Below are 20,718 nucleotides of genomic sequence, written 5' to 3'. Positions count from 1 at the left end.
TATAATTCCTTGCAACTTTAACATATCTAAAAGTAAACTTTTTGTTAAAGTATAAACGTGTCACTCTTTTAAGGGGAAATTTTCATAGAGTTTTGCTATTTCGGTGGAATGAAAAATATAAAAAATGGAAACCGAAACAAATAACGTACACCAAATTGCAAGAAGCTTTATTCCTGAAATACCTGTAAATAAAAACAAGATGGTGGTTATAAAACCCAAAATCCAAGTGATACCTAAAATACTAATGATTGCAGTATTTACCTTTAATTTAATATCCTTGTTCGGGATAACTATCGTGCAAAGCATGAAAACAGCAATAAGTAAGGGAACTCCAAATGCAGCCCACATCACAGTATAGCTAGGAGTTTTGTTGACCTGCTTTAAAATTTCAAAATATTCAAAACTGAACTCCATCGTATTTTTTTTCTGCTTCAGAGATTGCTAGTAAATGTTTTTCTTTATAACCCATAGGGCCGGCAATCAATATATTAGGAAATTCTTTAATGCCAATATTATACATATTTACGCTTTCGTTGAAAAATTCCCGTCGGTCTGCAATATGATCTTCTAATTCCGAAACGCGGTTTTGAAGAGTTATAAAAGAAGTGTTTGCCTTTAAGTCGGGGTAATTTTCGGCAACAGCTAACACCTTGGTTATAGTTGATTGGATTTCGTTATATTTTTCAACCTTTTCGTTTGGGTTTTGGGCATTGAGGAATTGCGTTCTAAGATTGGTTAATTTTTGGAGTGTTCCTTTTTCATACGAAGCGTGCTCCTTTACCGTGGTGATAAGGTTGGGTATTTCGTCTGCCCGTTGTTTTAAAAGCACATCGATATTGGCAAATGCTTTTTCAACATTAAACTTGAGCATTACCAATCGATTATACGTTCTAATGAGTACGCTTGCTAGACCGACAATAATTAAAATGAGGATTGCGATTGCAATGATAGTTTCCATAGGTTTATTTAAAAGGGTATAAATTAGTGAAAAATTCGGTACCTACAATAAAGCGGACGGTTACTAAATTATCTTCATATTCAAAACTGGCCAATAATATCATAGCTATAAAAAATGCAGCAACGGTTGCATATCGTATAGCCGATTTTCGGAGAGGTGAAAATTTGTTCCATCGGTTTACAGCTTCAGTAGAGGAAAGGGCAAATACATTTTTAACTGTTTCCTTCTCAATAATCGTTTCCTGATTTTTAGTACTTGCTTTTCCAATTACTAAAATTTCAGTGTTATCTAATAATACGTGGGTGGTATAACGTTTTCCGCTGCGGCGGTATGATTTGTCCTCTGGAATATCTAAAAGCTCTAAATCTACTGGCGAAACGACTACTGTTCCCGTTTCGTCTTCTATAGTAAAGGGATTACATTCTGTTATAAAAGAAATAGTGGAGAAATGTTCGTCTCCATCTTTATCCCTAGAAATGGACTCTACGTGATAGGTATAGCCAATACATTCTGTATTTCCAATTTTAGACAGTAAAGGTTCTAGCATATTTGTTTTGCCTTTAACCTCAACTAATCCCATGGAAATAGATCGTATTTTTGAGGTAGGTAGGGTGGTTTGAAGGCTTAAAAAGCGGTCTGAATTATCCTTATGCACTAGTTTTCTAAAAATAAAATACAAGACAATCAATATAAAGGCGTAGGGACCTGTTAGTAGAAGTGCGATTCCTATTGCCAAACCGGCTGCACTTTTTAAAATAGTGATTGCCAATGGAGCTTTGTTTTTGCTATTTTTACTTTTTGTTTTAAAATTGATAATAAATTCTGAAATTCCTCTGTAAGCCATACTGCCTATACCCAAGAGGAAAGTCATCCCAAAAATGCATAGAAATACCAAAATTACGGCGGGCTTGTAAATAAGGGCGGTAATTCCTATAATCGATGGCAGTAACATAAAAAACAACCACTTTGGCCTTACTTTGATCTTTAATATCACAAAAAAGATAGCTGTGTAAAATATAGCCACAAACAATGAAAAAAACATCATAAATCCGACTATAGGCCAGTCTAGATCTTCAAGTAAGTGGAATGCTGAGCCGTCCATTATTTTGTTTTAATGAGTTTAAAATAATGAAAATCTAGCGTGTCAAACCGATAAGTAATGTTCATTTCATGCTCTGCTATGTTAAAAATAAGCTGCTTGCTTTCAGTGATCTAATCTCTAATTAGTCAACGTGAATTGTAAAGATATGCTTTTCGCCCTTTTCTTTAAAAGTCAGACATCAACCTTTTACTATACTTTTGTTACTTTTATTCTGCTTAAAATTTGCCTAATTAAGTTGAGATGGGATGATAGTCACATTTGATTTCACATCCAGATGCGACTAAAAAGAGCCCAAAAAGCTAAAAAATGAGCATTTGGGGAAGATAAAAAGGATAGTTTTTTACTTCAATAAAAATTAAAAAGCTACTTAACTACTGAAGAGAGACTTCTTTATATCTTGTTATGATGGTTTTTTTATTAAATATTTTGAAATGAAAGTTTACTGCTATTTTTCGTTATTATTGCTTTTTATTGCCCCATATACTATAAGTTATGGACAAACAGAATCAATTTCTGGCTATGTAAAGGATTCTCGAACCTGTGAACCGCTAGAGAATACAGAAGTAGAGCTGATAGCTACAAACCCTTTTAATCAAGAAAGACTTTCCAACATCCCGATTACCACCAAGACCAATTCGAAAGGGTATTTTAAAATAGACGCATTGCCCAAAGCAGATTTTAATTTGAAAATACGGTTTGTGTTTAAGGAAATTGGGACGAGGTACAGAGAATTTTTCGTGAATACATGTAATAAGCAAAGCAAGAGTCTAGAATTATTACTTCCCGAAAAATGCCCATATCACACAGCGGAAAATAAAACCGGAATTTGCCCCGATTGCAATAAGGAAGATACGGTGGTTAAAATTGTTTACGGTGAACCCAGCCAGGACTTATTGGATAAAGCTGATAAAGGTAAAATTGCATTGGGAGGTTGTGAGTTCGATGAATATTGCCAGGCGCTTTGGTATTGTAAGCGAGATAAAGTTGAGTTTTAAAGAAGTACTAATTTTTAGGAACGAAGTTTGATTTCTAATAATACAAAAGCAACATCATGAAACTTTATCTACATCTTTGTTTTGTCTTCCTATTTTTGATGAGTGCATTCCAAACCTCGGCACAAACTATCGTTAAAGTCCCACAGATAGACCTGATTGCCTATGATTCTCGTGGAAATTATATTTTCTATCAAAAACAAGAAGAGAATGCGTATAATAGAATTCACTTAGAGCTTACAAACAGCTTTTTTCAAGAAAAGTATAATTTAGCGAGTGCAACCTCAATTGAAATTGATAAGGATAATCCCTCAACACTTGAAAAAATTAAAGAGAATTATCAAGTTATTTTAAAAAGTGAATTGAAAAAACAGAGCTTATCAGATTTTAAATCCTATTTAAGTCAAAACACTTGGCAGGTTATGAGTAAAAGAAACGATAAAGAATCACCTGTGATTTTTAAAACCATAAATCCTAGTTTACTGAGCCTCGCTGAACTTAGATATGGTTATGCCAGGTCGGGCGGTTTTGGTTCTACCTATGAAGAAAGCCCAGATGACCATGTGAAAAAATGGCGACCCTATGATGTTAAATTTTTAAATATCGTTTATTTGGAAATCGACCCAAATACGTATGTTGCTTTATTAAATGATTCTAACAACGATAAAGGTATTTTTATCCCTTTAAAAAATAACGAAGTAGCTTTAAATAATGTGTTTGAGTCAATAACAACCAAAAAATTAAATCCTTCTGATTCACTTGCTCGAATACCTGAAAAATTAATCCTTGACTATTTTAATGCCATGAATTTTTTTCAACCGAAAAAAGGAGATGATGGAAAAAGTTTCCTCGTTAATTCATTTGGCGATCCTGTGCTAAAACAAAGTTTCGACTCTATTAATTATAACCGATATTTTATAGTAGGGAAGGAAGCCGAAACGTACACCATTTACAAGGCTAATTTGGAGAAAGTGAAATTCGATAGTATAAAAAGCGCTTATTTATACCGAAGTGGCTTAGAAGTATTAGAAAAAAACGGTGCACATTATTACAATTACAAACTGGAAAAAATCGAACAATTTCCTAGAGCTGTTACTTTATATTGTGGCACTGTACCTTTTAAGAATTATAAATTGGTTGCTAAAGAAAACAATAAGAACCCTCATAGACTTATTCTTGAAGAAGGACACTTTGGTGGCACTGGGTTTGAAAGCTTTTTATATCTTAAAGGACTCAATAAAAATCAAAAAGTCACTTTTTTAGATAATTCAATTTCTGAAAATACAGATAGCAATTCTGGCTTTAGCTTCAATAATAATATGCCTGGGAATATATTAAAAGTAGAAGAAGAGGGAAAGTTTGGTCTTGTTAGTTATAACCTAGAAAAAGCGAAACTACATAAACCAAAACCCGAGTATGATGTTTTTGCGAATGGTGACAGTATAGAAATACCATCTCTCCGAATAAAAGAAGGTTCTATAAAAGTGAAAGAAGTTCTTCCTATAGGTTTTGATTCCATTGTCTTTAACGCTAAAGAACAACAAGTTTATTTATACCATGAAGGCAAAGTAGGGCTTTACCCACAACAGGAAGAGACAGTTTATGACAGCATACAACAACAAACCAATTCCTTTTATTACATTTCAAAAAATGGAACTAAAGGGTATTTGGACCGTAAGAAGTTTATTGAATATTTAGATTAATAACCCTAAAACTGTATTATTAGCAATTTACTAATTATTTAAATTAGTTTTAATAATCAGCGTCTGTTCTATATAAACTGCTTCCTTACCATCTGCCACATCTTCTATAAAATTGTTTTTTTCAATTCCTATTTCAGCATAATCAGACCTCCATTTATCCCAGCAATTAAATTGGCAAAGAGGTTCTGAGGAAACAAATTCGAAGTTTTCATTTAGATACGCTCTGGCTTGCTGGGTGATAGGGCTATTTTTATTTACAAAATTGACAAAAGCTTGTTTTCGGTTATTCCTTTTTTTGTTTTCAGCTTCACTGACTTCTGAAATTGCAGTAGGATCTGTAGTGTCTACTTCGGAAGCTCCCTCCATTATTTCATCACTTTCTGTTTCGATTGTCTTATCTATATCGTCAAAAATATGAGAACCGTCCAATTGCTTTTCTTCAATTACAAACCCTATGAACTGAACCATTCCGTTTGTTTCATGAACTTCAATCTGCCCAATAGGATTTCCTAAAAAGGTAAAACTATCATTGTTTAGAGCATACCCTCTTAATGTATCCTCATTTTTAACTCGCTCTTGAACTTTGTAGTCTTTAGATTGGCTAATGACGGTGTTGAGGCCCACTCCATTTAAAAGCTTACTTAACTCATAGGTTTTTTGAGCATTGAGCGTGTAAGCGCAAAGAAGTAAAAAACTTAAGGTGGTAAATTTAATATTTAAAGCCATGAATTGTATGCTAGTTGGTTGGTAAAGCGGTTATATAACCTCAAATTCGGTTTTTCCTTCCGGGATGTAGAAAGTAAGATCTAGCATTAGCTCTTCATTCGTTTTTTTGTTAAATAAATATAGAGCAGATTCCCCATTTAATTTTTTTAAAGCCGCCACTTTATTGTTTGCGTAAAGTTGTAAAATAGCATCTTTCGGTATCGGCATTAGCGTAAATCCTGATTGCATGTCCGTAATAACATCTTCAGCCCTGGATCTTGCCTCAACAGATGACAAGTACATTGCTTTGGCAATGTTGTTTTCCCTTCTGGCTATTAACTGTTTGAATTGTTCATAATTTTTTTCGTTGATTATACTTGAAATATTTTTGTATGCGGAATGCAATTTTGGGGCGAGGTCTTCCACATCCTTAAGATTTCTACCATCTTGCCAAGCATCTTGAATGTATGGAACATTTACCATAAAATTGCCAGCCAATGCCATTATGGGTAGTTTTTGGTCGCCTACAGGATCGGTCTCGTATTGTTCGTATTGCTCTTGGAACACAAAATCGTTGGTAACATCAAAAAGCATGATCTTAAATCGTAGGTAGGCGCCAGGATGTAGCTCGGTGGTTCCAGCTATAGGAAGAACCGTTGCTGTGATTGTTGCTTTTCCCGATTCCAGAATAGCTTGATTTATGGGAATCATAGAAGCAACTTGACCTTCTATGTTTTGGGTAATAACGGGGTAATCATTTACACGTATCTCAAAAAAACAGGCTACAGCACTGAAGTCTATCATGTAATAAGGTTTTATGCTCATTTTCTAATTTTTAAAAGTTTCTATAAGTCGGTTTGCAGCGGTTCGATTTGGGTTTCCACGCTCCATAACATCATTTCTTACAAGATATAGTGATTCGTCGATTACCTGTTTATCATTACGCGAACCATAGGATTTTGAAACTATAATTGTCATTTCTTGATCTTTCCATAACCAAGATTCTGAACCGTAAAGAATTTCCTCGTAAGTTGAGGTAGGTTTTTGGGATAGTTCTTCTAGTTTTCCATAAAGATTCTCTACTACATTGAATAACGTACTTTCACTGTTGTTGACCTTAATAAAAAAACCAACAATCTGATTGTTTGATTTTTGAAATGGTTTTTCTAAATAGAAAGTCAAACTATTTTTATTTGCTATTGCAGTTTCAGAGTTATCAAGCAGGTCATACTCACCAAAACTAAATCCATCAATTTTGTAGGTGTAAATTGAAGCCAACCCTGAAGCTGGTTCTACATCCTCTCTATAAAAGTCATTTCTGTCTGTAATTAATGAATCTACATCTTCCTTTAAAATAAGTTTTGATAAATTGGTATTCGACTGACATGAAACCAAAAACATAAGCATTGAAAAAATTTTTAAAATATTCATAAGATTATGTGTTTTTAATTAGAGCAATGTTTGCCCATATCTCTTTTCCATTTTTAAAATAAAACCTTCTGGAGGCAAGATAAATTCTTTTAGATAGGGTGGCAACCGCAGTTGTATCTGGTCTTGGACAGGCCCGCTCATTATGATAAGCTTTAAGCTCCTCCATGTCCAATTCATGTGCTTTAGCAATGGACGCTAGCGTGTCTTTTGGTTTTACTTGATATGTGCGGTAGATGGGTAGCAAGGTTTGTTAGTGAAATTGGGGTTATTTGTTTAGTTTAAGTGTATCATTTCTACCTTGAACAAAATGATAGTTTATTTTTTCTCCTCCAGAAGTTCTTATTACTTGCATGGAATCTAAGATTTTTTTATCTGATGACTCAATAATTAAAAATTGGCTTATCCCTTCTTTATTTTTAAGAAGCTTAAAATAACCATCTTTATCTGTATAGGTAAAATTTGAAGGTTTATATTTTTCATAAACTTTCAAATTAACAATTGGTTTTTTTGTCTTATTAAGAACATGACCTTGGTAAAAATCAATATGGCTACCACATTGAATTAAAGAAAGAAAAAATATAGCTGTGATTAGTTTCATTATTTTATATTTAGCTTGGTTAACCAGATTAAACTGATACTATCTTTTTCCGAAGCAACATAACTACCGTATAGGCTTAAGGGAGGATCAGTAGGGTAATATGGCATAATATCAATTTCTTTTAGTGTTTCGTATTTCGGTGCTGAAGACTTTCTATTTTGAAAAATCACATTTACACTTCCTTTATGACCGTAAGAATATGTGGTATTACCATATGCTTTTAAAATTGTATGATCAATCTCATGCGCAGTAGTAAATTTAAATTCAATGTCTTCATTAGCCAAGTTTCTATAACCCCAACCATCAGAATGTAAAATATATCCTCCATTATAACAAACTGCCTCCCTTGAAATGAGATTACCGATCAATGAAATCAAACCTTCAACTGTTCCTGGGTTTCCTGAACGCATCCATTTTCTATTAGTATTAAAGATTAAATCAACATCATCCATAGCATTTTCTTGAGTATTGATAGCATTCATACATATTTCATATCGCTCTCCTTTAATCTCGACATACATTGCAATTTGATGTCCCTTATTTCTTCCCCAATGATAATTAATACCTTCAAGTGCTAATTTTTCCAAATCCTCAAAACTTCTAATATTTGTTGTTATCGGAGAATGATTTGGAACCAAGTCTGATTGAGGTATTCTTCCTGTTCGGTTTAATCCTTTGGCGCCCCCATCTTTTAAGTTTACTCTTAGCGTAACATCAACCTGCTTATTATTTTTATCAATCTTCACATCTACCCATTCCACTTCGTCATATTCAAAAGTAATCTCTTCACTATCTACTGTTCTTTGTTTTCCGCTTAAATACCCTGTGGCTTTTATTTTAAAAGTTCCATCCACAAAACCGGAGCTGTCGTAAACACCGTTATTGTCAAAACCGTCCCAAGGGATAGTGTAGGAACCCACAGGTAATGTTTGCGTGAATTCTTTTGTGTAAACGACTGTACCTTCACGCATAACTTCAATCTTCAATTGGTCTATAAAGTGTTCCTTAACTTCTACCTCAAACTTTAGGATATCATTCTCAGTACCAACACCATAAGAAGGGATTCCCATTGGCACAAAAGTATCGTCCCCTCCAATCTTGATTGTCAAATCAAAATCCTCAGTTTCTTCAACAGGACGTTCTTTAGGTTGATATTGTGCAAATTGTACTTTAGGGCTCATTGTTGTTGGTTACTTTTTATTGTAATGAAACTTTAAAGCCTCGTAAAGGCGCAATCTGTTTTTATAATATGCCGAAGAATAACCTTTACCCTTGAAAAAAAGCGTGATAAAAACTTGGTCAGGATCATAAATGATCGTTGGGTCTCCAGGATTGTTAAATTCGTTTTCTACGATTTTCTGTAAATTTAAATCCTTGTCTAGTGTAGTTAGTAAGTTTAATGCAATATCACCTTTTCTCAATGTTGCAAGATCTGCATAAATTACTTGTGTTTTTGTGGTGTCAGGTATTGCTTCTACTAAATAAGGAATGTCTTTTTTAGTTGTCCTATTTAGGTAAGAGGTCATAAATTTTTTGTTTTTCACCTCCAACTTGCTCCCTTTGTAATATTCATTGAACTTTGCGGGCAACATTGTAAAGTATTGCAAGCTATCTACGGTCTTTTCAACAAAATTTGAATTGGTATTATCTTGGTTTTTTTTTCGCGCAGAATCTTCTATAATAGTGTTTTTGCAAGACAAGATTGCCAAAAATAAAATGATTGCAATACATATCTTTTTCATAGCGGGAATTTTTTCATGTAATTCATAGCATCCAATTTGACGGTATTTTTGTTGCTATGGTTTAAAGCAATATTTGCAGGTAGCATTTCTCCATCACTGTATATGTTTTTGCCATTTTTATCTGTTTTAAACATAGAACCAGCACCAATACCTTTACCCACTAATGCATAAACACTTCCTTTCCCCATTTTCAAAGCAAATTCTTGAGCAAAGGTTTCTTTAGGTTCTTCTATGTATGGCTCATTACTTGTTACGTGTTTACCGCTTGAAGTAAGCTGTCCGCCAGCATTACAACCCCAAAAGTAAACTTCACAATCTGCTACAAAAGAGTCAGATTCTAGATTTCCCAATTCGGTTGTTTGAGAACTTCCAGTGATATATTGATCTTCGTGAATCTCCACTCTTCTCAAATCGCGACCTCCATCTTGTACGTCATCTGTCCAATCAAGTGAGTCTCCGTCATATTCCTTTCCGTCAATTGTTCTTTTTCCGGTAAATCCTCCCAAATTGATTCCGTGTTGCCAGGCGTGGGAATAAATGTCGAGGCGTTTTATTCTTTTGTTCAGTTTTATTTTCAAGAAAAAATCCTTGTCTGTTGGACAAAAAGGAATGACACAATTTTGATCTATTTGTTTTTTCTTATTAATGGCATGTCTTCCCTCGGCCACTAGTTTGAATGCACTACCAGCATTGTGCCTTCCTTCTCCAAGAGCTAAATAGCCACTTCCGTATAAAACGAGATACGTATCTTTTAAGCTTTCATCTCGCTTTCTTGGATTATATTGAGCAAATTGTACCTTAGCAGCCGCCATTGTTAATCACTTTTTTGCCACTGGCCAAATCTATATTCTCATCGGTAGCATCTATAAAAATATGGTCTGCATATTTTTCTAGCTTACCTCCAATGATGGATTGATATTGGTTTTTGGCTATTACTTTATAATTTTTTGCTTGTCGTGTTATGGCCATAATTAAAATAGTTTGCTCTTTTCTGCACTGTTAATGTTTACTGTTTTAGAACTTTGAATGGTCAATTTTTCTTCTGCGCTAAATAACTTCATCTCGTTTGCATATTCATCAGAAGTCTTGGACTGCCTACTGAAATCATTGTCAATAAAATCTTGGCGATTATCCGAAGTCTCCGTCATATTGCCGGCCTCACTTTGCATATCTCGATGTTTTTTGGCAGATAGCTTCTGCCATTTAACTGATGCTTTATTGCTAAGGTTCAGGAATAAATGGAAGACCCACTTGATGTCTGGATATACTTTAGCAACCACTGTGGCAATATCTGGGAAATCATAATATCTGTAACTGTGTATTAAATACTTGAATTGCATAGTTAATGACTTTGCCGGCCATATATAGTTGAATGGATGAATATTTGCTCGAAAAAGATCGGCAAATAATCCTGACTTGAGATACGACCGTTTAATTTCAAAAAAGGTTAGATCACCTTCAGCTTATCTGAATCAATTGACCAATAAAACTCCAAGTCTAAAAATAATTGTTCAAAAGGTTCTTCTTTATTGAAACTCCATGCTGGTTCACCAGTTAGTCTCCTCAAACTCGCTTTTTTATCAAGTGCTGAAAAGATTACAACTGATTTTTCTGGAAGCTCCATCTGAACAAACCCATTTTCGACATTCATCTGAAAGACAAACTGGTCGTTTACGGTCAATGAGAACCTGCAATCTACTGCTTTGAGGGTTATTTGGTAGTATGGTTTACTTATCATCTTATTTATAATGGATCGTTGTCGTTAATATCATCCAAGTATTGGCTATCCCCAAACATTTCCTCTGCCTTATCTTTCGCAAAATCTTCATAATTATATCCTTTTGTTTGCTTTGACTTCCTTACTTCTAAATAGTCAAGATAGTAAGCAAAGTGAGGCTTGAAAAAGTAATCAGTCAAACTGTTCAAGTTGTTTCCAAAGTATTTAAGTGAACTTGATGTAGTTCTTTTCTCACCGATTCGTGTAGTGTGATTTTGAACTAAAGAAATAAAGTATCCATCTTGCTCCCAAAGAGCCTCAAAGAAATCATTGTCTTTATTATAATAGTCTGGAGTTCCAAAAACCTCTAAAGATGCCTCGTACAAGCTTTTGCTGTTTTCTTTATCAAGAGTTTCAAAATGTAACAATTCTAAATTATTTGTATGACTGTCCATAAAAAACCGTATAGTTGTCGGACTCCAAAACTCATCCGAGAAGTTTTGATCAAAAACAATGTTTCTAAACCTGAAAAAGTTCACATTAGTTGATTTATATACTTCAAATTCATTATTGCTAAGGCCCTCATCCTTTTCCATAGTACTCTCATCTTTTTCAATATCTTCAAATGAGAGTGGTAAGCTTATTGTTGCCAAGTCAAATTCAGTTTGACTTTGACAAGATATTATTACTAAAACTAACGATGTTAAAGTTTTTAATTTTTTCATTTTAATTTTTAATTAATTCAATTTCTGCTTTACGTCCTGAAATATCTTCTAAATTTTTTATAATATCAATTTCTTTCTTCCAAAATTTTCTTCTTTTATTGTAATCTATGGGCCTCCAGTCTGCGCTTACAACCTTGTAAGATAGTCCCACCTCTATGTAAACCACTACCTGCGCGACACAAGGAGGAAGCGTGAGCTTTGGTTTGTAATATAAGCCTTTATAAGAATCGTAGGCTATTTGATGACCTGAGATTATTTCTAATTTGGCACCTGCGCTTGCATTGCCTTCAATTGATGCCGAGCCCACCTTTACTATCACCACTTTTGCAGTAAGTTCAACGCCTGCTGTAAGTTCGACGGAGAGCTTTGTGCCTAGCTCCGTTTCGACCAATGTCCTGTCAGATGCTGTATTGTTCTCTACATCGACTTCACCATATATTTCACCAGTGATTATAAGGTCGAACCAAACCCTGAAATTAATTTCGACATTTTCGTTTTCATAACCTTTCCCATCTCACTGATATCAACAAAAGAGGGTATCTGCTCCTGAAAGGTTAGTTGCAAAGTAAAAGATGTATAAATTTACAATTAGGAGAATTAAATAATTTTGAACTCTTTAACCTTTTTATCGAAATAGAATTCTATGTCAAGCATTTGCTGTTCTCCAAGTTCTGGATTCACAAAGCTAAGTGCGGGATCGCCATTCGGCCTTCGCAACGAAGCTTTTTTGCCGTATGCCGAAGGCACTAAAACAACTGACTCCTTTGGGTACTCCACCTTGTCGAAACCACTTTGCAGGTCGCGTTTTAACCTTCTGAAACGCGCTTGGGATTCGCTCGGGGTCAAGTACATCGCCTTGGCAATATTCTGCTCGCGAACGGAGATCATATTTTGGTAGGTATCGTACTTCCCATTTTTCAATAGTCTTGAAATTTCCGAATACTTGTGAATAAGCTTCTCACGGGCTTCTTTAACCTTTTTTATCTGTTTTCCATCCGTCCAAAGGGCGTTTACGCTATAAGGTACTTCGGCTTCAAAAAATTTGCTGTTGGTAAATAAGGCTTCTGGATTTTCTTTATCGACTTTGGGGCTTTTCCAACCACCGAGGTCCTCTTGAAACTTGAACCCGTTTGATACATCGTAAAGGTACACCTTGTATCTCAAGGCAGCCTCTTGGCTAAGCTGGGTTTCACCGGGAACGGGCAACAGTTTTACGGACACCTCAAAAGGGCCTGATTGATGGATGCCGTGGTTTATAGGTACCTCAGTGGACATTTGCTGCTTGTCCAAAGAAAGCATTATGACGGGAATATCATTGACCCGTACTTCAAATAGCCCGGTGATAAACACAAAATCGATAACGTAATACGGTTGTGGGATCATATCTTCCTGTTATTAAATAGAATATCTTTAGTTCTATAATGTTTATTGAGTCGTTTGTTTATGATAATCTGAAGCTGCTCTAGGTTCGTTTAGAAATTCTTTATAAGTATATTCTGAAGTTTTAAATCGTTTCCTGTAATCTAAAAAATCTCCCCAATAGGCAAAACCAGCCGAAGCATACCAGTCTATCAGGAATTCTTCAGAATTGTCGATTACTGTAACACTCGCAGTTTCAACCTCGGTTTGATAAATGACTGTGTTTCTTTTCACTTCAAAAAAATAGGTTCTATTATTTTTCTGGTCTTCCCAAACCTTATGGCTATAGTTCAAGGTATCCAACTTGCCGTCAGAAAGTGAAAATCCCGTAAAACTCGGCTCCCCCAATAATTCATTTAGATGGTTTTCAAGTAGTTTTGTTTTATCCGTTTGGTAAACGGAAAGCTGAAACATCGAAACAACGCTATCCGCCTTACTGTAAATGAAGTTTACCTTATTTTTACCTAATTTTTTTTCTTCTTTCACGGAACCAGAAAAATTGAGACCGTCAAATCCAAATATATTTTGTAGATATATTTGCTTCCCCCCATAATTATAGTTTGGGATAAAATCAGAGTCAGCAAATTTTGCCTTATTTTTTTGTACTTCAGAAATCTGTTTTCCCAAGACGTCTTTATTTAAATCTATCTTTGGTTCCTGTGGTTTACAGTTGTAAAACGTAGAAGATACAACTATAGTTAAAATTACATTTTTAATCTTCATATTATATTTTTGGGTTTATTCATTTTCTATTAGGGTAACTGAAACATCACGACCAGCTATTTTTCGTAAAATATCAAATGGCGCTACCAATCTTTCCTCATACTCGAAATCTGCCAGTTTTTTGTTTGTCTCAAAGTTAAACCAGGATTTACGAATGGTCATTCCAACCTCGGCCTTGACGGTAGCTGTAACTACGATGCCATCAAACAATAGTTTTGGTAGGTAGTTTAGAGAGCCTCCTGCCGCTTGGTTGTATTTTAGCTCGTGTCCAAAGGTTATTGAGCCTTCACCCTTTACAGTAGCCTCTCCCAAGGCATAAAATTCTACTCCATAAGCACCAAACGCAGCTTTTATGGTTAGACCCGCCCTAAAAATTATTCCAACTGTTGCATCTAATTTTATCTCTCCCTTATTAGGAGCCTTGGTATGATGCACAATTTCGGTTTCGGTTTTAATTTCACCAAATAGGACCAACTCAATATACATGTCAACTGAAACAGGGTTATCATCGTCTGACAGCCATTCTCCAATTTCATTGACCAATCGACGGGCGACTGGGTTTGCTGCCGCTCCTCCTGTACCTACGGCTAAAGCCGCGTTTACAGCCAAGTCAAGAAGGTCGATGACAATCTCCAAGCGAATAAGAGGCTGTAGTTTGAGGTAAAAAGTGGTCTCAGTCCCTATTTCTTTGATAGGATTATCATCTTTTTTCCTCTGGAGCATAACCATTCCGCACCAAGACACATATTTGGTGGCTTCATGACCACTGAAAAGGGTAAGTCCTTACCAACCCTGCTTTCAGCTACTTTACCCTTTGTTTCTCCAGTAATGTATTTAGAGATCTCCTTCAATGCCGCAAATACCTCGTACAGCGTTTTTATTTTAGTCTCAAAGGTTGTTGTGAGCTTGAACTCGTTGTTATAGCTATTTTCTCCTTGCTTGTTCCAATTGGACTGGACGAGCACCCCAAAATCGATATTCGTTTGTTTCCATCTTTTTTCAGCACCTATTTTTCCTGCCTCGCTCTGCATGTCCTGATGCTTTTTGGCGGATAGCTTTTGCCATTTAACCGATGCCTCATTACTTAGGTTCAGGAAAAAATGAAAATCCCATTTGATGTCCGGATACACTTTGGTAATTACCGTGGCGATATCTGGGAAAGCATAAAAACGGCAACTGTGTATGAAATACCTAAAGGTCTTTTAAATTTTTAGGAATTTAGATCACCTCCATCTTATTGGACTCGACCGGCCAGTAAAACTCCAAATCCAAAAACAACTGTTCAAAAGGTTCTTTTTTGTTAAAACTCAAGGCTGGCTCACCAGTAAGCCTTCTCAAACTTGCCTTTCTATCTTTTGCCGAATAGATCACCATTGCCTGTTGGGGAAGTTCCATTTCTGTAAAACCATCCTCAAAGTCGTTAATTAGGCCATTTAGTCTCGCTCGGGAATCTACGGGTGACAAGTACATAGCTTTGGCTATGTTTTCTTCACGGCGGGATAACCGCTCTCTTAAAACTTCAAACTGTTTATTCTTAATAATTTGTCCAACCTCTCGATAGGCACCTCTTAATTTTTCTTCGAAATCATCAATTTCTTTCAAGTCCTTACCAGACTTCCAGGCATCATTTAGCTGGTAGGGTACAGTAACTTCCAGTTTCTGGGTATGTGCAAATGCATTAAGCGGTCTTTCCTTCTCACTAAAGTCTGGAGTACGATTTTCACCAAAGGATTCAATATGCGTGAAACCATTTTTTATATCATACAAATGGCACTCATAGACGAACTCTGACGTGTCTGCAAATTTCTTTTGGCCGAACTGGGGGTTTACCGATACAGATATGTCCGTATAGCCACTATTTACGATGGTGTGGTTTATTGGGATTTGCGTTGAGATTTGTCCATCCTCGACATTCATCTGAAAGACAAACTGGTCGTTTACGGTCAATGAGAACCTGCAATCTACTGCTTTGAGGGTTATTTGGTAGTATGGTTTACTTATCATCTTATTTATAATGGATCGTTGTCGTTAATATCATCCAAGTATTGGCTATCCCCAAACATTTCCTCTGCCTTATCTTTCGCAAAATCTTCATAATTATATCCTTTTGTTTGCTTTGACTTCCTTACTTCTAAATAGTCAAGATAGTAAGCAAAGTGAGGCTTGAAAAAGTAATCAGTCAAACTGTTCAAGTTGTTTCCAAAGTATTTAAGTGAACTTGATGTAGTTCTTTTCTCACCGATTCGTGTAGTGTGATTTTGAACTAAAGAAATAAAGTATCCATCTTGCTCCCAAAGAGCCTCAAAGAAATCATTGTCTTTATTATAATAGTCTGGAGTTCCAAAAACCTCTAAAGATGCCTCGTACAAGCTTTTGCTGTTTTCTTTATCAAGAGTTTCAAAATGTAACAATTCTAAATTATTTGTATGACTGTCCATAAAAAACCGTATAGTTGTCGGACTCCAAAACTCATCCGAGAAGTTTTGATCAAAAACAATGTTTCTAAACCTGAAAAAGTTCACATTAGTTGATTTATATACTTCAAATTCATTATTGCTAAGGCCCTCATCCTTTTCCATAGTACTCTCATCTTTTTCAATATCTTCAAATGAGAGTGGTAAGCTTATTGTTGCCAAGTCAAATTCAGTTTGACTTTGACAAGATATTATTACTAAAACTAACGATGTTAAAGTTTTTAATTTTTTCATTTTAATTTTTAATTAATTCAATTTCTGCTTTACGTCCTGAAATATCTTCTAAATTTTTTATAATATCAATTTCTTTCTTCCAAAATTTTCTTCTTTTATTGTAATCTATGGGCCTCCAGTCTGCGCTTACAACCTTGTAAGATAGTCCCACCTCTATGTAAACCACTACCTGCGCGACACAAGGAGGAAGCGTGAGCTTTGGTTTGTAATATAAGCCTTTATAAGAATCGTAGGCTATTTGATGACCTGAGATTATTTCTAATTTGGCACCTGCGCTTGCATTGCCTTCAATTGATGCCGAGCCCACCTTTACTATCACCACTTTTGCAGTAAGTTCAACGCCTGCTGTAAGTTCGACGGAGAGCTTTGTGCCTAGCTCCGTTTCGACCAATGTCCTGTCAGATGCTGTATTGTTCTCTACATCGACTTCACCATATATTTCACCAGTGATTATAAGGTCGAACCAAACCCTGAAATTAATTTCAACATTTTCGCTTTCATAACCTTTTTGTGCCCATTCTCTGATTTTCAAAACAATATCGGCTGCAACCGTATTGCCGGTTGTAGCCACTGAGGCTGCTTTTAAAGCGCCTCCAAGCAAATCTATTATAATACTCGCTCCTATTAACTGGTCAGCATGTAAATAGACCTTATATTTTGTTCCTATTTCTTTAATTGCCTCTTCTTTTAGCTCACCTCGTGCCAGCTCCCACTCAACGCCCAAGCAAAAATTTGGTGGAACAACTTCTACAGTAAATGGTTGTTTGCTTCCGAGTTTCTTTGAAGCCACACCTTTTGTATCTTTAGTAATTCCTTGTGATAATTCTCTGATTGAACGAAAAACTTTATAGAGCCACTTAAAATGATCTTCATATTTAGCCGTTAACTCAAAGTCTTCATTAAATCTATTATCGCTTATCTTGTTCCAGCTTGCTTTTAAGACAGCTCCAAATGCTGCTTCCGATTGTTTCCATCTGGACTCAGCGGCAACTTTCCCATTTACCGAACTCATTCTGTCTAAACTTGTTCCATTCAGTCCCTGCCAACTCACAGCTAAAGGATTGTTTAATTTTGCGAAGAAATGGAAGTCCCATTTAATATCGGGATAAACGTTTGCCAATACAGTTGGAATGTTTGTAAAAGAATAGTATCGACAACTGTGTATATGGTATTGAAACTGGTTGTAGGGCGCCTTATGTGGCCAAAAGTATTTAAAAGGATTCAATTTTATACCACTCATATCACTAAAAACCCTTGAAGAAAAAGAACTTGAATCTCCTAAATTTTCTGAATTCTGTATGTTGGAATCCACTGTTAAAATCTTAGATTCGACATCTTTAGTGTGTTGAGCATTCTCGACTCCTTTCCCGATACAGGGCCCAACCTCGTGATTTTCAACGCTAAACTCAAGCGTTGTTCTATTATTAGTGTCTCCAGAAATAGTGTCAAAAACAATACTTTCTGCATTTGAACCAAAAATTAAAAACTCAATGGTCACCCGTCGGTTAATCTCGTGCTCTTCTTCAGAGATATCCTCGCCTTCTATTAGCAAGCGCCTTTTGCCATAGCCGTAGGAACTTATGCGGTCGTTATCTATACCTTGGCCAACTAAACAAGAAACTGCTGCTTGGGCTCGTTGTAGGGACAATTGATCGTTGTAGGCATGATCTGCCCGTATATCGCAATGCGCCCCTAAGCGCACAGGTACTTTGGGGTTGTCCATCAATAATCGAGCAATACCGCCTAAAACTACTTTTGCATCGGCCCTTATTGCCGAACGGTCAAGGTCAAAGTGAATGGTTTCTGATACCTGAAACTCACTCTTTTTTCCACTTAAGTCTAATTGTAGTTTTTCTTGATCAAAGAGAATGACATCATCACCCTGATCTGTAACCGTTATCTTTTCAAATCGACATAGCTCATACCGCTCAAAATTGACTTGGTTTTGCTCAATGACCAGCGGTCTTTCAGTAGTTGAAGATGCAACTTCTCTACTACTTTCTTCATTTTTAATCGTGAGAAACCGAGCGTGTTCATCATCGTCGTAATCATCTATTATATAGTTGCCACCTCTTTTGTTGATTTTTATGTAAAACTTATCTTCACCAAATTGAAAGCTGCTTTTCCAATTAAAAGTGTCATTAAACTCAATATTAATTTCTCCTTCAATACATAGAGATTGTTGGGTGCTCACTTTATCATCAAGGCCATCAGTATCATATACTTCTATTGTAACTTGAGCACCATTAAGTCCCTCAGCTTGTATGTTTAACCAGACTTTATCGCCATATTTAATCTTACTTCCCCGAATGTCGTTCCCTCCTTTTGTGAAACTCCATTTGGTACTAATAATTTTTTCTGGAGCATAACCTCTAAACGTGAGTTGCTTTGGATATCTATTAGTAGGTTGGTCTAAAAAAGCTTCTATAATAAACTCTTGTGGTCCACAGAATTTGGGCTCTATTAATAGAAAGCCTTCGTCGCCAATTTTATCCGTACGGTCATCTTTGGTGTATCCACATTCTGTTTTGGGGCCTTTTATCCACATTGCTGCATTGCGTTGTACCAAGGGTGTTTCATTCTCATATACCGCCCTTAATTTTATGGATTTGTTAGCTCGTATGATGAAATTGGTGTTAGGATTTGAATTACCAAAACTCAAAAAATTATCCCAATTGATGTCAGAAGGATCCGCAAATTCAATATGCTTAATGCCTGTAGCCATAGATTATATGAATTTAACTTGTTCCTGTTGACTTTTTTCTTTCTGTGGTTCGGTAATAGGATTTAATTGGTTTTGAACATTTTCATCCTCGTTACCAGAAACACTACCTTCGGTAGTTTGACCGTGTTTAATCACGCTTATACAAGGGCTACCTGCGATAGGACAGACGGCTTTGCTTGTTTCGGTAAGTACTTGTCCGCCATTCCCTAAGTTTAGGTTTTCATAAGGTAAATCCCATTTGGAAACCACAATTTGACAAGGCTTAAAACTGCTTCCTGTTGGTTGTAATTTGCATTGGCCAAATGTATTCTTTTCAAATGTTGCCCCACCTAATTCCATTGTTGTACCTATTAACTTATCTGCTGCAGATGCATCACTAGCATAGTATTTACTATGGGATAAGACTTTTAATATATCTGGTGTGTCTCCAAACTGGCAAGTGCACTGTGCCCCTTGAACTAAAACAAATCGCTTACTCATAATTTTTATTATTATTTGAAAATTCTTGCGAAAATCCCTTTTTTGTCTTTTTCAATATTTTTTGGTTTTGCCTCACCGTTCTCTACTTCACCAATTTTGTACATCCCAACTCCAATAGTCTGTTCTCCATTTATATTATGATTAAATAAGGCATCTAAACCTAATATTAACCCAGATCCCATTTCCATAAGATATTGTAGCTTAAAATCTGCTTCAGCTTGTTTTGCATCAGGATTTATTAAAGAAAAATAGGGTGTCTTCAGTTTTTGAGATAAATCTTCATAACATCTATCATCATTAATTTTTCCTTTGAAAAAAACTCGGTCATAAGTGCCATCATTTTTTATTTTGGCCTTAGAGTGAAAGCTAACTGGTTTTGTTTTCGGTAACAAAGGATATAATCGATCCAAAGTATTTATAAAATTCTCCGAATAATCTCCATACAAATTATTAAAGTATAAACACAAAAACCATTCATTTAAAATATATTTCACAAAAATATCTTCTGAGGATAAAATGCTGTTTACTCCTGTAACATATCCATTCGCAATTTCCAATCCATATTTTTCAAGTATATCGGTTTTATGATTTACCGTCCACCGATTTTTTATTTCGTCGAAGTTTGTAATTCTCAGTGCCTTTCCACTTTTATTAGCACGTAATTTCAAGGGGTAGATGAATTGACCTGCTTCAAATAAGCATAGATCACTGGTGTTAGATGGGACTTCGTCATTTAGATAAAAAGAATCGTGTCGTTTTATGATGTAGTCAATATATCGTTCTCCATTTTTCACAATTTCAATATCCATCTTATAGCGAATCTCATTCTTTGTCTTGGCCTCTTTATTTTCAAAAATTATATGGCAACCATATGTTATTTGCCGCTCGGTATTAGATTTAAGTGAGATAGGGGTTAAGGAGCCAGTTTCCTGAGTTTCTATATCTGGAATGAGAAATTGTCTTTTCATAATATAATCAAATCAACTATCT

Annotated in this window: 27 protein-coding genes; 3 read left to right on the top strand and 24 right to left on the bottom strand. The window is 35.5% G+C overall.

Features of this window, described 5'->3' with window-relative positions:
• Positions 1 to 124 precede the first annotated feature (124 nt).
• A complete protein-coding gene (locus AACZ92_RS08190) occupies positions 125 to 358 on the top strand; it encodes a hypothetical protein (RefSeq protein ID WP_339699575.1) in 234 nt (77 codons plus the stop codon).
• A 39-nt stretch (positions 359 to 397) separates the two neighbouring features.
• Here AACZ92_RS08190 and AACZ92_RS08185 read toward each other — a convergent pair whose 3' ends face one another.
• Together AACZ92_RS08185 and AACZ92_RS08180 are read right to left on the bottom strand one after the other, a co-directional pair.
• Positions 398 to 958: a LemA family protein gene (locus AACZ92_RS08185; protein ID WP_339699572.1), complete on the bottom strand. Its 561-nt coding sequence runs from the start codon at positions 956 to 958 to the stop codon at positions 398 to 400.
• 4 nt (positions 959 to 962) lie between these two features.
• Complete coding sequence (locus tag AACZ92_RS08180) at positions 963 to 2,060, bottom strand: hypothetical protein (RefSeq protein WP_339699569.1); 1,098 nt, start codon at positions 2,058 to 2,060, stop codon at positions 963 to 965.
• Between the two features lie 431 nt (positions 2,061 to 2,491).
• Between AACZ92_RS08180 and AACZ92_RS08175 the strand changes: the two genes are divergently transcribed.
• Both AACZ92_RS08175 and AACZ92_RS08170 read left to right on the top strand, forming a co-directional pair.
• Entirely contained in the window at positions 2,492 to 3,055 is a 564-nt protein-coding gene (locus AACZ92_RS08175; protein WP_339699567.1) for a hypothetical protein, read from the top strand.
• A gap of 56 nt (positions 3,056 to 3,111) precedes the next feature.
• Positions 3,112 to 4,755 carry a hypothetical protein gene (locus AACZ92_RS08170; RefSeq protein ID WP_339699565.1) on the top strand — a complete coding sequence of 548 codons (1,644 nt, stop codon included), beginning with the start codon at positions 3,112 to 3,114 and terminating at the stop codon, positions 4,753 to 4,755.
• 30 nt (positions 4,756 to 4,785) lie between these two features.
• Here AACZ92_RS08170 and AACZ92_RS08165 read toward each other — a convergent pair whose 3' ends face one another.
• The 22 genes from AACZ92_RS08165 to AACZ92_RS08060 all read right to left on the bottom strand — a co-directional run bounded on the left by AACZ92_RS08165 (position 4,786) and on the right by AACZ92_RS08060 (position 20,696).
• The gene (locus AACZ92_RS08165) at positions 4,786 to 5,481 is read right to left on the bottom strand and encodes a hypothetical protein (protein WP_339699563.1); all 696 of its coding nucleotides are present in this window, start codon (positions 5,479 to 5,481) and stop codon (positions 4,786 to 4,788) included.
• 30 nt (positions 5,482 to 5,511) lie between these two features.
• On the bottom strand, positions 5,512 to 6,285 hold the full coding sequence (locus tag AACZ92_RS08160; RefSeq protein WP_339699561.1) for a hypothetical protein: 774 nt from the start codon (positions 6,283 to 6,285) through the stop codon (positions 5,512 to 5,514).
• 3 nt (positions 6,286 to 6,288) lie between these two features.
• Complete coding sequence (locus tag AACZ92_RS08155; protein WP_339699558.1) at positions 6,289 to 6,891, bottom strand: hypothetical protein; 603 nt, start codon at positions 6,889 to 6,891, stop codon at positions 6,289 to 6,291.
• A gap of 4 nt (positions 6,892 to 6,895) precedes the next feature.
• A complete protein-coding gene (locus AACZ92_RS08150) occupies positions 6,896 to 7,135 on the bottom strand; it encodes a LysM domain-containing protein (protein ID WP_339699555.1) in 240 nt (79 codons plus the stop codon).
• A gap of 21 nt (positions 7,136 to 7,156) precedes the next feature.
• Positions 7,157 to 7,489 (bottom strand): hypothetical protein, encoded by a 333-nt coding sequence (locus AACZ92_RS08145; protein WP_339699552.1) that lies wholly within the window; start codon positions 7,487 to 7,489, stop codon positions 7,157 to 7,159.
• Positions 7,489 to 8,670: a hypothetical protein gene (locus AACZ92_RS08140; protein ID WP_339699549.1), complete on the bottom strand. Its 1,182-nt coding sequence runs from the start codon at positions 8,668 to 8,670 to the stop codon at positions 7,489 to 7,491. Before AACZ92_RS08140 ends, AACZ92_RS08145 begins: the two co-directional genes overlap by 1 nt.
• 9 nt (positions 8,671 to 8,679) lie before the next feature.
• Positions 8,680 to 9,231 carry a hypothetical protein gene (locus tag AACZ92_RS08135; RefSeq protein WP_339699546.1) on the bottom strand — a complete coding sequence of 184 codons (552 nt, stop codon included), beginning with the start codon at positions 9,229 to 9,231 and terminating at the stop codon, positions 8,680 to 8,682.
• Positions 9,228 to 10,043: a hypothetical protein gene (locus AACZ92_RS08130; RefSeq protein ID WP_339699543.1), complete on the bottom strand. Its 816-nt coding sequence runs from the start codon at positions 10,041 to 10,043 to the stop codon at positions 9,228 to 9,230. Before AACZ92_RS08130 ends, AACZ92_RS08135 begins: the two co-directional genes overlap by 4 nt.
• A complete protein-coding gene (locus AACZ92_RS08125) occupies positions 10,030 to 10,200 on the bottom strand; it encodes a hypothetical protein (RefSeq protein ID WP_339699540.1) in 171 nt (56 codons plus the stop codon). Before AACZ92_RS08125 ends, AACZ92_RS08130 begins: the two co-directional genes overlap by 14 nt.
• Before the next feature lie 2 nt (positions 10,201 to 10,202).
• Positions 10,203 to 10,571, bottom strand: coding sequence for a hypothetical protein (locus AACZ92_RS08120; RefSeq protein WP_339699537.1), 369 nt, complete (start codon positions 10,569 to 10,571; stop codon positions 10,203 to 10,205).
• A 107-nt stretch (positions 10,572 to 10,678) separates the two neighbouring features.
• Positions 10,679 to 10,969 carry a hypothetical protein gene (locus AACZ92_RS08115; protein ID WP_339699534.1) on the bottom strand — a complete coding sequence of 97 codons (291 nt, stop codon included), beginning with the start codon at positions 10,967 to 10,969 and terminating at the stop codon, positions 10,679 to 10,681.
• A 5-nt stretch (positions 10,970 to 10,974) separates the two neighbouring features.
• Positions 10,975 to 11,601, bottom strand: a complete 627-nt coding sequence (locus AACZ92_RS08110; RefSeq protein ID WP_339699517.1) for a hypothetical protein — start codon at positions 11,599 to 11,601, stop codon at positions 10,975 to 10,977.
• A gap of 73 nt (positions 11,602 to 11,674) precedes the next feature.
• On the bottom strand, positions 11,675 to 12,064 hold the full coding sequence (locus tag AACZ92_RS08105) for a hypothetical protein (protein ID WP_339699531.1): 390 nt from the start codon (positions 12,062 to 12,064) through the stop codon (positions 11,675 to 11,677).
• Positions 12,065 to 12,270: 206 nt separating this feature from the next.
• Positions 12,271 to 13,056, bottom strand: a complete 786-nt coding sequence (locus AACZ92_RS08100; RefSeq protein WP_339699528.1) for a hypothetical protein — start codon at positions 13,054 to 13,056, stop codon at positions 12,271 to 12,273.
• A 42-nt stretch (positions 13,057 to 13,098) separates the two neighbouring features.
• Complete coding sequence (locus AACZ92_RS08095) at positions 13,099 to 13,815, bottom strand: hypothetical protein (RefSeq protein ID WP_339699526.1); 717 nt, start codon at positions 13,813 to 13,815, stop codon at positions 13,099 to 13,101.
• A 15-nt stretch (positions 13,816 to 13,830) separates the two neighbouring features.
• Positions 13,831 to 14,538 (bottom strand): hypothetical protein, encoded by a 708-nt coding sequence (locus AACZ92_RS08090; RefSeq protein ID WP_339699524.1) that lies wholly within the window; start codon positions 14,536 to 14,538, stop codon positions 13,831 to 13,833.
• Positions 14,496 to 14,846, bottom strand: a complete 351-nt coding sequence (locus AACZ92_RS08085; protein ID WP_339699521.1) for a hypothetical protein — start codon at positions 14,844 to 14,846, stop codon at positions 14,496 to 14,498. The genes AACZ92_RS08090 and AACZ92_RS08085 overlap by 43 nt, the downstream gene beginning before the upstream one ends.
• 187 nt (positions 14,847 to 15,033) lie before the next feature.
• The gene (locus tag AACZ92_RS08080) at positions 15,034 to 15,819 is read right to left on the bottom strand and encodes a hypothetical protein (protein WP_339699519.1); all 786 of its coding nucleotides are present in this window, start codon (positions 15,817 to 15,819) and stop codon (positions 15,034 to 15,036) included.
• A gap of 5 nt (positions 15,820 to 15,824) precedes the next feature.
• A complete protein-coding gene (locus AACZ92_RS08075; protein ID WP_339699517.1) occupies positions 15,825 to 16,451 on the bottom strand; it encodes a hypothetical protein in 627 nt (208 codons plus the stop codon).
• A 73-nt stretch (positions 16,452 to 16,524) separates the two neighbouring features.
• Positions 16,525 to 19,248 carry an OmpA family protein gene (locus AACZ92_RS08070; protein WP_339699514.1) on the bottom strand — a complete coding sequence of 908 codons (2,724 nt, stop codon included), beginning with the start codon at positions 19,246 to 19,248 and terminating at the stop codon, positions 16,525 to 16,527.
• A 3-nt stretch (positions 19,249 to 19,251) separates the two neighbouring features.
• On the bottom strand, positions 19,252 to 19,728 hold the full coding sequence (locus AACZ92_RS08065) for a PAAR-like protein (protein WP_339699511.1): 477 nt from the start codon (positions 19,726 to 19,728) through the stop codon (positions 19,252 to 19,254).
• Between the two features lie 11 nt (positions 19,729 to 19,739).
• Positions 19,740 to 20,696: a hypothetical protein gene (locus tag AACZ92_RS08060; protein ID WP_339699508.1), complete on the bottom strand. Its 957-nt coding sequence runs from the start codon at positions 20,694 to 20,696 to the stop codon at positions 19,740 to 19,742.
• Positions 20,697 to 20,718: the final 22 nt, after the last annotated feature.

Source organism: uncultured Marixanthomonas sp. (assembly GCF_963974425.1).
In the GTDB taxonomy this organism is placed as follows: domain Bacteria; phylum Bacteroidota; class Bacteroidia; order Flavobacteriales; family Flavobacteriaceae; genus Marixanthomonas.
This window is presented reverse-complemented; position numbering and strand designations above follow the sequence as displayed.